This window comes from uncultured Roseovarius sp., assembly GCF_913054395.1.
Classification (GTDB): domain Bacteria; phylum Pseudomonadota; class Alphaproteobacteria; order Rhodobacterales; family Rhodobacteraceae; genus Roseovarius.
Window position 1 is genome coordinate 1 of the sequence record NZ_CAJXIP010000108.1, and the last position, 12,058, is coordinate 12,058.

A 12,058-nucleotide genomic window follows, 5' to 3' on the forward strand; every position below is an offset into this window, starting at 1 on the left:
TGAAACTCATCATTGCAACGATAAAGCCGTTCAAACTCGAAGAGGTCCGCGAAGCGCTGACCGATATCGGGGTCCGCGGCATGATGGTTACAGAAATCAAGGGCTTCGGCTCGCAATCCGGGCATACGGAAATCTATCGCGGCGCCGAATACGCCGTGAATTTCGTACCCAAGATCAAGCTCGAGATCGGGGTCAGCGCCGGAATGGCCGATCAGGTCGTCGAGACGATCACCAAGACCGCACGCACCGGCAAGATCGGTGATGGCAAGATCTTTGTTCTCGACATCGCTCAGGCCGTGCGGGTGCGTACCGGCGAAACCAACGACGACGCGCTTTAAGTGCGCAGGGGAAAGGACATTACAATGAATTCCATGACCAAACTTGGCCTTGCCGCAACGCTTATAGCGCTGCCGCAGCTAGGCCTTGCACAAGAGGCCGATACGACGCCTACAAACGCCGATATCGGGTTTATCTTCACCACCTTCATGTTCCTCGTCTCGGGCTTTCTGGTGTTTTTCATGGCCGCCGGGTTTGCCATGCTCGAAGCGGGACTTGTACGCGGCAAGAACGTCGCGATGCAGCTTACCAAGAACATGGCGCTGTTTTCGCTCGCCTCGATCTTTTACTTCGTTCTGGGGTATAACCTGATGTATCCGGGCGATGGCTGGTCGATACAGGGCATCCTTGGCGCCTTTTCGATCACCGCACTGGAGCCGGTTGGCCTTGCGGGTGCGGAACCTGATCTTACCTATGCTTCGGTCGGCTCGGATTTCTTCTTTCAGCTGATGTTCTGTGCGGCGACCGCTTCGATCGTATCGGGTGCCGTGGCCGAGCGGATCAAGCTGTGGCCCTTCCTGATGTTCACCATCGTCCTGACGGCTGTGATCTATCCGGTTCAGGCGAGCTGGAAATGGGGCGGTGGTTTCCTTCACGATATGGGCTTCCTTGATTTCGCCGGTTCGACCGTCGTGCACTCGGTCGGTGGCTGGGCTGCCCTGACAGGCGCCATCATCCTCGGGCCGCGTATCGGCAAATATGCCAAGGACGGTCGCGTTGTCCCGATCCCCGGCTCGAACCTTGCGCTTGCCACCCTGGGGACGTTCATCCTGTGGCTGGGTTGGTTCGGCTTTAACGGCGGCTCGCAACTTTACATGGATACCGCCGGTAACGTGGCCGACATCAGCCGCATCTTCTCGAACACCAACACTGCCGCTGCTGCGGGCGCCGTTGTTGCCCTGCTGCTGACTCAGCTGATGTACAAGAAGCCCGACCTTACCATGATCCTGAACGGTGCCCTGGCCGGTCTGGTGTCGATCACTGCGGAACCGCTGACGCCTTCGCTTATCTCGTCGGTGCTGATCGGTGGTGTCGGTGGCGCGATCGTGGTCTTTGCCGTGCCGATGCTCGACAAGTTCAAGATCGACGACGTCGTGGGCGCCATCCCGGTGCACCTCTTCGCCGGCATCTGGGGCACCCTGGCCGTGCCGCTGACCAACTCGGATGCAAGCTTTGGCACCCAGATCATCTCGATCCTGATCGTCGGCGCCTTTGTTGTTGTCGCCTCGACCGTTGTCTGGCTGCTGCTGAAGGGCATCTTTGGCCTGCGCGTCACCGAAGAGGACGAGATCAACGGCCTCGACATGGCAGAGCTGGGCATGGAGGCCTATCCAGAATTCTCCAAAGGCTGATTCCTCCTCTTCCCTGTTCAGCCAGAAGAGATTTTCCCGGGCGTTCGCGCCCGGGCTTTTTATGCGGGATTGGCGCAAGCCGCCCGGCGCATCTGGCAGAATCGCCCAAAGCCGTGCTAAGTCTTGCGGTATGAGCATCGCCAACCCCAATATAGACCCGGCCCAGCCGACAATTCGCCAACTTGACGAGGGCGCGATCAACCGTATCGCCGCCGGTGAGGTGGTCGAACGCCCGGCGTCTGCGGTCAAGGAACTGGTGGAAAACGCCCTTGATGCGGGGGCGACGCGGATCGAGGTGGCAATTGCCGATGGCGGTAAGACACTGATCCGCGTGGTGGATGACGGATGCGGAATTCCGCCCGAGCAATTGCCGCTGGCGCTGGCGCGTCATGCCACCTCCAAGATCGACGGCTCGGACCTTCTCAACATCCATTCCTTCGGGTTTCGCGGCGAGGCGCTTCCCTCGCTTGGTGCGGTTGGCCGGTTGACGATCACCTCGCGGGCGCGCGGGTTCGAGGCCGCCGAAATCTCGGTCTCCGGCGGCCAGGCGGGCGCGATCAAACCCGCCGCCCTGAATGCCGGAACGACCGTGACGCTGCGCGATCTGTTTTATGCCACGCCCGCGCGGCTCAAGTTCATGCGCACAGATCGCGCCGAAACCCAGGCGATCAGCGACACCATCAAGCGCCTTGCCATGGCAGAGCCCTTTGTCGGCTTTACCCTGCGCGATGTGTCCGGAGGCGGCGAGGGGCGGGTGACCTTTCGCGCCGATGCCGAAAGCGGCGATCTGTTCGATGCCCTGCATGGCCGTCTGGCGCGCGTGCTCGGGTCGGATTTCGCCGAGAACGCCCTGCGGATCGAGGCCACCCGCGAGGCGCTGAACATGACCGGCTATGCCGCCCTGCCGACCTATTCTCGGGGCTCTTCGGTGGCGCAATATCTCTTCGTGAATGGCCGCCCGGTGCGCGACAAGATGCTCTATGGCGCGCTGCGGGCCGCCTATAACGACGTCCTTAGCCGCGACCGCCACCCGGCGGCGGCGCTGTTTCTCGACTGTGACCCGACGCTGGTCGATGTCAACGTGCACCCGGCCAAATCCGAGGTCCGCTTTCGCGATCCCGGCCTTGCGCGCGGGCTTATCGTATCGGGGCTGCGCCATGCCCTGGCCGAGGCAGGCCATCGCGCCTCAAGCACGGTTGCCGGTGCCACGCTTGGGGCGTTTCGCCGCGAACCGACCGCCCCCGAAGGCGCGCGGGTCTACCAGATGGATCGCCCGTCTTCGGCGGCCCGCGCCCTGAGCTATCAGGCGCAAGCGCCGGGCTTTGCCGATATGCAACAAGCCTATAGCGCACGGGTCGAGCCGGACCCAATCGAGACCGGCGCGCAAGAGCCGGACGAGCCCCCCGCAACCGCCCTGCCGCTTGGGGCCGCGCGCGCGCAGGTGCACGAGAATTACATCATCGCCCAGACCGAAACCGGCATGGTCATCGTCGATCAGCACGCGGCGCATGAACGGCTTGTCTATGAACGTCTCAAGGCGCAGATGGCCGATAGCGGCGTTGCCTCGCAGGCGCTTTTGATCCCCGATATCGTCGATCTGTCAGAGGCCGATTGTGCCAGCCTGATCGACGCGGCGGATGATCTTGCGCGACTTGGCCTTGTCATCGAACCCTTCGGACCGGGAAGCATCGCGGTGCGCGAAACCCCGGCCATTCTGGGCCAGATCAACGCCCCGGCCCTGTTGCGCGACATCCTCGACGAGCTGGCCGATCAGGGCGACAGCCAGACCCTTAAATCGCGGATCGACGCGATCCTGTCACGGGTCGCCTGTCACGGCTCTATCCGCTCGGGGCGCCGCATGAGCGGCGAGGAAATGAACGCCCTTCTGCGCGAGATGGAACGCACGCCACTTTCGGGCCAGTGCAACCACGGGCGCCCCACCTATGTCGAGCTTCGGCTGTCGGACATCGAACGCCTGTTCGGTCGCACATGATCCAGATCGGCGACACCCAGTTTTCGCTCAGCGATCCGCTTGTGCTTGCGGCCCTCATCGGGGCCGGGTTTGTCCTGCTGATACTGATCCTGTTGATCATGGCTGTGCGCGCCTCTGCACGGTCTGCCAGACTCGCCGAACCGCTGGCCCAGCAGGTCGGCCAATTGGGCCTTCGTGTGCAGGGGCTAAGCGACGGGCAGCACCAGCTTGCAGGCGGGCTTAACCATGTTTCCGAGGCACAGGCCGCGGCGCAATCGCATCTGTTGCAACTGATGGAAAAGCGTCTGGCGCATGTCTCGGAGGAGATGTCGGAGAACCTGCAAGGCTCGGCCCGCCGCACCGCGCAATCGCTTGGCGACCTGCAACAGCGGCTTCAGGCGATCGACAAGGCACAGGACAATATCACCAAGCTTTCGGGCGATGTTCTGTCGCTTCAGGACATCCTCAGCAACAAACAGACCCGTGGCGCATTCGGTGAAATTCAGCTGACCGATATCGTGACCAAGGCCCTGCCCTCGGACAGTTATAGCCTGCAACACACGCTCTCGAACGGGCGGCGCGCGGATTGTCTTATCCACCTGCCCAACCCGCCCGGCCCGATCTGCATCGACAGCAAATTCCCGCTTGAAGCCTATGAGGCCCTGCGCCGCGCCAAGACCGATTGGGAATTGAACGAAGCTGCCAAGTTTCTGCGGGTCTCGGTCAGGAAACATATCCGCGACATTTCAGAGAAATACATTCTCGATGGCGAAACCGCCGATGGTGCGCTGATGTTCCTGCCCTCAGAGGCGGTCTATGCCGAATTGCACGCGAATTTTCCCGAACTGGTGCGCGACGGCTTTGCGGCAAAGGTCTGGATCGTATCGCCAACCACCTGCATGGCGACGCTCAACACCATGCGCGCGATTCTCAAGGATGCGCGCATGCGCGAACAGGCCGGGGCAATCCGGCGCGAATTGGGCCTGCTTTTCGGCGATGTCGAGCGGTTGGGAACGCGGGTTGAAAACCTTGACCGGCATTTCAATCAGGCCGCCAAGGACATCTCGGATATCAAGATTTCCGCCGACAAGGCCGGGCGCCGCGCCCGGCGGTTGGACAACTTTGATTTCGAGGAACTCGCCCCCGAGGCCGAACCCGCAATCGTCGCCCTGCCGAAGGACGGCTAGGCTCGGGATACCGGAGCATCAAAAGGGCCGGGATGCGCACTCTCTGCGTTCCCGACCCGATTGTGAAACAAGATAAGTGTCAGAGAGCGGCCAGGATAGCCACCGGCAGGCCAAGCATGCCGACGGTGATGATCGCGATGGAAAGTCCGAGCCCTTTGAACATGTTACGTCCTCCATTGATTGGTTGTACCGACAATGAAGAGCTAGCCCTGCGCCCCATGAAAGGGATGCGTCAGGCTGTCACAGATGCGCGTTACATCGTTTCCAGGCAATGCCGCCGGAACGCACGTTTCAAGAGGTCAAGTTCTTCGCGCAAAAGCGCGATTTCCGAGCGGATATCATAGCTGAGCACATCGCCGGACAAGAGCGCGAAACTGTCCAGAACCTCGCGCGTGCGGGCATCGCGGATCACAAAGGTCTGCACGCCGTCGGCAATCGCCGCGGGCGGCACCGGGACACGCACGACCCACAGACGCTCTTCGGGTTTTTCGATCACCTCGACGCCCGGCACGGTTTCCTGAAGATGCATCACCTCGAGTTGGGGTTGGTAATTCCCGTCCCCGTCACAGGTCAGAACCCCTTCCCAAACCCCTTCAAACAGGCGCGTCTTGGTCAGCGTCAGCTCACTCATTCAGGGGTCCTTTCGTGCAAGTCTTACAATTCCGCGCGCGGGCGGCGGCTAAAGGTGAGATCGCGCAAGACGACCTGGCTCATCTGCGGGTTTTCAAAGATCAGGTCGATCCACACCCGTTCCACCCGCTTTTCATTGAGGTTGGAATAGGCCAGATCGAATTCGACCATGATCTCATCCTCGTGCAGCGGCAGTTCGCGCACGATCTGTTCGGTATTGGGGCCATGCCTGATGTTGAGGCGCGCGAATATCTCGAGCGGCTTTTCCATTGCGACAATCGTATCCATCCTCAAAAGATGCCTGCGGGTCAACCCGTTCACCACCTCTTGCGGGAAATCCAGAACCACCGACAGAAACGAGCCGTCAAAGGCGAACACATCCATCCGAAGCCCGTAGGGCGCCAGATCCGCCTCGCGGCTGTTGCGCAATTGTCGCAAGGAAAGCTCGGAATGTGCACAATCGTGAAACAATGTCACCTCGCGCCCAAGCATCGACTTGGACCGGACCGAGGCCATGCCCGGCACGGGCAACGGTTCACGCCAAAGCTCGGGGCGCCAGGACCAATCGGTGCCATGCGGCTTGGGAAAGGCGTTGGATCCGATCATCGGCAAGGCCAGACGGTTATCAGCGATCGAGATCACTTCATTCAACGAAGACATAAGCTTACGGGCGCGGGCACGTTCCTTGCGCAGATCGGCAAGGCTCAACATCGGGGCGTTGCGCGCGGTCTGGCTCCATTTTCGAAGCGCCTGACGGTGCACAGCCAAATCTAGAAATTTCATTCGGATATTTCCACGTAAGTCTTGTCTGGACGTGCTGCACCAACACTCTGCCCGATAATCCAATACATAGCATTAACCTTGCCTTGGGAACAATCCATTCAAAAACCCTGCTTGGCTTGTACCGGCGGTTGCGTGGCCGCCTGCGGTAGGGTCCCGGCGCCGGTTTTCTCCGCATCGGGTGCAAATTTGCGCTCGGGGCTTTGCTTGCGCAGAGTCTCGGCCAGATCCGTCAAAAGGGCGCGCCCTGCCGGGCCCGCGACAACGCCGCCCATCGGTGCATAGATCGCCAGGCCGATCAGATGATCGTTGATGACCATGCCCGCGCGCCAATAGGATAAATCGCCCTCGGGCAGCGCGGCAGGCCCGGCGGTCCTGACCCGGACCAGCGATATTCCGTCACCGTCATAGGCCTGCAAAACCTCGTCCGGGGCCAGGGCGCGGGTCATGGCGGCTGAGTCGGGCTGAACCACGCCGGGCTGACGCGGCAAAACCGATACCGTCATCACCGCCGGGTCGACAAGCACCCCGACGGTGCCAGTCAGACTTTCACAACTGGCAAGCAAGGCAAAGCTGCCGTCCGGTGCACGCCTGAGGCTTTGGGGGTCGATACAATAGCCGCGCGGCCCGGATACGGTCACATCGCCATCGAAAAATCTTACCGTGCTAAGCGCAGGCGCACCCGCCCCGTCGCCGGGCACGCCCTCAAGGCAGGCGGCGAGCGGCAGGATCAGGAGAGGCAAAAAGGCCCGGCGCATCAATCGCCGGGCCACGGTTTTATCAGAGGTCCATATAGACATGACGTTCGGCTTTGGCCCCCGGATGGGTCACCGCGCCTTTATATGTCTCGCCTACGAGTTGCGCATATTTCCAAAGGGCACCGCTTGCATAGATCGTCTCGCGCGGGCCTTTCCAGTCAGCCTTGCGTGCAGCCAGTTCGTCATCGCTGAGGGCGACCGACAATTCGCCGGTCAAGGCGTTGAGCGTGATCATGTCGCCATCCTTGAGCAGGGCAATCGGCCCGCCATGCGCCGCCTCGGGACCGACATGGCCGACACAGAAACCGCGTGTCGCGCCGGAAAAACGCCCATCGGTGATAAGCGCCACCTTCTTGCCCATGCCCTGCCCCGAAAGCGCGGCCGTGGTGGCCAGCATTTCGCGCATGCCGGGGCCGCCTGCGGGACCTTCGTTGCGGATCACAAGCACTTCGCCCTCTTTGTAAGAGCGTGCCTTGACCGCCTCAAAGGCGTCTTCTTCGCATTCGAACACGCGTGCGGGGCCTGTAAAGACCTGTTGTTCCTCGGTCATGCCAGCGACTTTCACAATCGCGCCAGCAGGGGCGAGATTGCCCTTGAGGCCGACAACACCGCCGGTTTTGCTGATCGGGGCCGAAATCGGATAGATCACGCGGCCATCGGCCTCGCGGGTGATCTTGTCCAGCGACTCGCCGATGGTGGTGCCATCGGCAGTCATGCAATCCTCGTGCAACAGGCCCGCCTTGCGCAGTTCCTTCATCACCACCGGCACGCCACCGACCTCGTAGAGATCCTTGGCCACATAGGCGCCGCCGGGTTTCAGATCGACGAAATAAGGCGTGTCGCGGAAGATGTCGCAAACGTCCTGAAGGAAGAAATCAATCCCGGCTTCATGGGCAATCGCCGGCAGGTGCAGACCGGCATTGGTCGACCCGCCGGTACAGGCCACGACCCGCGCCGCGTTTTCCAGCGCCTTGCGTGTCACCACATCGCGCGCGCGGATGTTCTTTTCCAGAAGGTTCATCACCGCGCGGCCAGAGGCCTCGGCATATTGGTCGCGGCTTTCATAGGGTGCCGGTGCGCCAGAGCTGTTCATCAGGGCAAGGCCGATCGCCTCGGAGACACAGGCCATTGTATTGGCCGTGAACTGACCGCCACAGGCACCCGCCGAAGGACATGCCACCGCTTCGAGCTTTTCAAGGTCGCAGGTGCTCAGATTGCCGGCCTGATGCTGGCCGACGGCCTCGAACACATCCTGCACGGTGACATCCTTGCCATCAAGGCGGCCCGGAAGGATCGACCCCCCGTAAAGGAACACAGACGGCACGTTGAGACGCACCATCGCCATCATCATCCCCGGCAGCGACTTGTCACAGCCCGCCAGACCGACAAGCGCGTCATAGCAATGACCGCGCATGGTCAGTTCGACCGTATCCGCAATCGCCTCGCGGCTGGCCAGCGAGCTGCGCATGCCCTCGTGGCCCATTGCAATGCCGTCGGTGACGGTGATGGTGGTGAATTCACGCGGCGTGCCGTGGGCCTCTTTGACACCCATCTTGGCCGACTGTGCCTGACGGTTAAGCGCGATGTTGCAGGGTGCCGCCTCGTTCCAGCAGGTGGCAACACCGACAAGCGGCTGGTGAATCTCGGCCTCACTCATGCCCATCGCATAGTAATACGACCGATGCGGGGCCCGCGCGGGACCTTCTGTCACATAACGGCTGGGCAGTTTGGCTTTGTCGAATTTGGTCATGAGGGGCCTCCCGGTAAACGCTGGCCAACGGTCTAGGCCAGAGCAGCAAGACAGGCAAGCCGATTGCAACACCCCGCAAGCCCGGATAGCGTGCCCATCATGCGATATGAAGCCCATGACAGCCTTGTGGCGCCCGCGCGCGCAACCGCCGGGCTGCCCTACCTGTTCGGCGGTGCGGCGCTCTGCGTGCTGGTGTTCCTGAGCCTCAGCTTTGGCTATGCCGAGCTGTTGCCCTGGGCCTTTGCGCCGGACACATGGGCGTACATTTCGCCCACCATTGAAACCGCCACAAGCCCGGTCGGGGTGCTGGTGAACCTGTACATCTTTGCCCTGCTGATCGCCGCCCTCGCGATTGCATTGCGGCTTGTGCACAAACGCGGGTTCCTGACACTCGTCGGTCCGCTTGCCCTGGCGCGACGCCAGTTTCGCCGCGCATTGCTTGCGATGCTTTTGCTTTACGCAGTGGTCATGATGCTGCCCATGCCCGGCGGGATGGAGCCCGTGCCGAACCTTGTCTTTGGCACATGGCTGGCGTTTTTACCGCTCGCGCTTGTCGGCCTGTTTCTTCAGGTCTTTGCCGAAGAGGTGGTGTTTCGCGGCTATCTCCAGAGCCAGCTTGCGGCGCGGTTTTCCTCGCCGCTGATCTGGATCGGGGTGCCCTCGACCGGCTTTGCCCTGTTGCATTTTGATCCGGGCACCTTTGACACGCATGCCTGGATCGTTGTTCTCTGGGCCGGGGCCTTTGGCCTTGCGGCTGGCGATCTTACGGCCCGGTTCGGCACGCTCGGCCCGGCGACGGCGCTTCATTTCATCAACAATTTCGGCGCCATACTGATTACCGCCCCCCAGGGACAGTTCGACGGGCTTGCGCTTTATTCCTATCCGTTCTCGATGGAGGATAGCGATGCATTCTGGGCCTTCATGCCGATTGACATAATGGTCCTGGTCTGTGGCTGGCTGACAATCCGGCTGGCGTTGCGACGCTGATTGCATTTCCCGTTCGCGCCGCTTATTTCAGGGTCGATATACAACTGAGGGACCGGCCCGATGAACTGGATCACCAATTACGTGCGCCCGCGGATCAACTCGATCTTCTCGCGCCGCGAAGTGCCCGAAAACCTGTGGTCCAAGTGCGATGAATGCGGCACCATGCTGTTTCACCGCGAGCTGAGCGGCAATCTCAACGTCTGCACCAATTGCGGTCATCACATGGCGATCACCCCGCGCGACCGCTTTGCGGGCCTGTTTGACGGCGGCATCTTTTCCGAGATCGACGTGCCGCAACCGAATCCCGATCCGCTTCATTTCCGCGACCAGAAGAAATATCCCGACCGGCTTCGGAGCGCACAGAAGTCCACCGGCGAGAAAGAAGCGATGCTTGTCGCCACAGGCGAGATTGGCCGCACGCCGATCGTCGCCGCCGCCCAGGATTTCAGCTTCATGGCCGGCTCAATGGGGATGTATGTGGGCAATGCGATCATTGCCGCGGCGGAAACGGCCGTAAAGCTCAAGCGCCCGCTGATCCTGTTTTCGGCGGCGGGTGGCGCGCGCATGCAAGAGGGCATCCTTAGCCTCATGCAAATGCCACGCACCACCGTGGCCGTGCAGATGCTGCGCGAGGCGGGCCTGCCCTATATCGTGGTGCTGACCCATCCGACCACCGGCGGCGTGACCGCGTCCTATGCGATGCTTGGCGATGTCCATATCGCCGAGCCGGGCGCGCTTATCTGCTTTGCGGGGCCACGGGTGATCGAACAGACAATCCGCGAGAAACTGCCCGAAGGGTTTCAACGCGCCGAATACCTTCTTGAGCATGGCATGCTTGACCGGGTGACGCCGCGCACCGAGATGCGTGACGAGCTGATCACCATTACCCGCATGCTGATGGGGCTTTCGCCCGTTGTGCGCGGCGACCTGCCCGCACCGGCGGCCGATACTGCCGCGACACAATCCAGCAAGAAGCCCGCCAAGAAATGAGCGCCCCCACATCCGACGCCATTCTAGAACGGATGATGGCGCTGCACCCGAAAATCATCGACCTCACGCTCGATCGTGTCTGGCGCCTGTTGGACACGCTCGGCAATCCGCAGAACGATCTTCCGCCGGTGATCCATCTTGCGGGCACCAACGGCAAGGGCAGCACCCAGGCAATGATCCGCGCCGGACTTGAGGCGGCGGGCAAGCGCGTACACGCCTATACCTCGCCTCATCTGGCGCGGTTCCACGAACGCATCCGGCTTGCCGGCGACCTGATCTCGGAAGAGCATCTGACGGCGGTGCTTGACGAATGTTACGCCGCCAATGGCGGTGAATCGATCACCTATTTCGAGATCACCACCGTGGCGGGCTTGCTGGCGTTTGCGCGCAGGGCTGCGGATTTCACGCTGCTGGAAGTGGGGCTCGGCGGGCGGCTGGATGCAACCAATGTGATCTCGCCCGCGATTTCGGTGATTACCCCGGTCTCCATCGACCATGAGCAATTCCTGGGCGATACGCTGGCCAAAATTGCCGCCGAAAAGGCGGGGATCATCAAATGCGGCGTGCCTGTTGTCGTGGGGCCGCAGCCCGACGAAGCGATGGAGGTGATCGAGACCACCGCCGCGCGGCTCGGCGTGCCGCTGATTGCATATGGCCAGCATTGGCATGTCACCGAAGAGGCCGGGCGACTGGTTTATCAGGACGAACGGGGGCTGCTGGATTTACCGCTGCGTGCGTTGATCGGGGCGCATCAGGTGCAGAATGCAGGCGCTGCGCTGGCTGTTCTGCGCCATCTGGGCGCCTCCGAGATGGGCTGCGAGGCGGCACTGGCAAACGCCGTATGGCCTGCCCGGATGCAACGCCTGAGGACCGGTCCCTTGGTGGCGGCCGCAGGCGCGGCAGAGCTCTGGCTCGACGGGGGGCACAATGCGGCGGCGGGGCTTGCTCTGGCGGAGGTGTTGGCCCGATTGCCGAACCGCCCCACGCATCTGATTTGCGGCATGTTGAACACCAAGGATGTGACCGGGTATCTGCGGCCGCTTGCCGCTGAGGCGCTGAGCCTGACGGCGGTGTCCATACCCGGCGAGGCGGCGACCCTTTCCGCGGCAGAGACCGAGACCGCGGCGCGGTCGGTGGGATTGACCAGTCACGTTGCGGAGAGTGTGGCGGCGGCGCTGCAGGCGATCCTGACCCGGGATCCTGAGTGCCGGGTACTGATTTGCGGCTCCCTGTACCTTGCCGGACATATCCTGCGGGAAAACGGCTGAAGTCATTGTGGCGGGGAGGGGCGTCGGGGCGGCCCATGGGGCGCCCCC

Annotated in this window: 11 protein-coding genes; 7 read left to right on the plus strand and 4 right to left on the minus strand. The window is 61.9% G+C overall.

Annotated elements, in window-relative coordinates; genetic code table 11:
• The 4 genes from QZ522_RS13855 to rmuC form a co-directional block, all read left to right on the plus strand.
• Positions 1-338, plus strand: a 338-nt coding sequence (locus tag QZ522_RS13855; protein ID WP_294612671.1) for a P-II family nitrogen regulator, incomplete at its 5' end; no start/stop codon positions are given.
• A 24-nt stretch (positions 339-362) separates the two neighbouring features.
• Entirely contained in the window at positions 363-1,688 is a 1,326-nt protein-coding gene (locus QZ522_RS13860) for an ammonium transporter (protein WP_294612672.1), read from the plus strand.
• Positions 1,689-1,818: 130 nt separating this feature from the next.
• A complete protein-coding gene (mutL, locus tag QZ522_RS13865; protein WP_294612674.1) occupies positions 1,819-3,681 on the plus strand; it encodes a DNA mismatch repair endonuclease MutL in 1,863 nt (620 codons plus the stop codon).
• On the plus strand, positions 3,678-4,847 hold the full coding sequence (gene rmuC, locus QZ522_RS13870; RefSeq protein ID WP_294612677.1) for a DNA recombination protein RmuC: 1,170 nt from the start codon (positions 3,678-3,680) through the stop codon (positions 4,845-4,847). The genes mutL and rmuC overlap by 4 nt, the downstream gene beginning before the upstream one ends.
• A gap of 253 nt (positions 4,848-5,100) precedes the next feature.
• Here the strand turns inward: rmuC and QZ522_RS13875 are convergent, their stop codons facing one another.
• The 4 genes from QZ522_RS13875 to ilvD form a co-directional block, all read right to left on the minus strand.
• Positions 5,101-5,478: a hypothetical protein gene (locus QZ522_RS13875; RefSeq protein ID WP_294612680.1), complete on the minus strand. Its 378-nt coding sequence runs from the start codon at positions 5,476-5,478 to the stop codon at positions 5,101-5,103.
• A gap of 23 nt (positions 5,479-5,501) precedes the next feature.
• Entirely contained in the window at positions 5,502-6,260 is a 759-nt protein-coding gene (locus tag QZ522_RS13880) for a DUF6478 family protein (RefSeq protein ID WP_294612683.1), read from the minus strand.
• A gap of 98 nt (positions 6,261-6,358) precedes the next feature.
• Positions 6,359-7,057 carry a hypothetical protein gene (locus QZ522_RS13885; RefSeq protein ID WP_294612686.1) on the minus strand — a complete coding sequence of 233 codons (699 nt, stop codon included), beginning with the start codon at positions 7,055-7,057 and terminating at the stop codon, positions 6,359-6,361.
• The gene (ilvD, locus tag QZ522_RS13890) at positions 7,038-8,765 is read right to left on the minus strand and encodes a dihydroxy-acid dehydratase (RefSeq protein ID WP_294612689.1); all 1,728 of its coding nucleotides are present in this window, start codon (positions 8,763-8,765) and stop codon (positions 7,038-7,040) included. The genes QZ522_RS13885 and ilvD overlap by 20 nt, the downstream gene beginning before the upstream one ends.
• Before the next feature lie 99 nt (positions 8,766-8,864).
• On the opposite strand from ilvD, the gene QZ522_RS13895 reads away from it, so the two are divergent.
• From QZ522_RS13895 to QZ522_RS13905, 3 genes are read left to right on the plus strand one after another with little or no spacing between them, the layout of a single operon-like run.
• Positions 8,865-9,752: a CPBP family intramembrane glutamic endopeptidase gene (locus QZ522_RS13895; RefSeq protein ID WP_294612692.1), complete on the plus strand. Its 888-nt coding sequence runs from the start codon at positions 8,865-8,867 to the stop codon at positions 9,750-9,752.
• 60 nt (positions 9,753-9,812) lie between these two features.
• A complete protein-coding gene (gene accD / locus QZ522_RS13900) occupies positions 9,813-10,742 on the plus strand; it encodes an acetyl-CoA carboxylase, carboxyltransferase subunit beta (RefSeq protein WP_294612695.1) in 930 nt (309 codons plus the stop codon).
• Positions 10,739-12,010 (plus strand): folylpolyglutamate synthase/dihydrofolate synthase family protein, encoded by a 1,272-nt coding sequence (locus QZ522_RS13905; RefSeq protein WP_294612697.1) that lies wholly within the window; start codon positions 10,739-10,741, stop codon positions 12,008-12,010. The genes accD and QZ522_RS13905 overlap by 4 nt, the downstream gene beginning before the upstream one ends.
• The last annotated feature ends 48 nt before the right edge of the window (positions 12,011-12,058 follow it).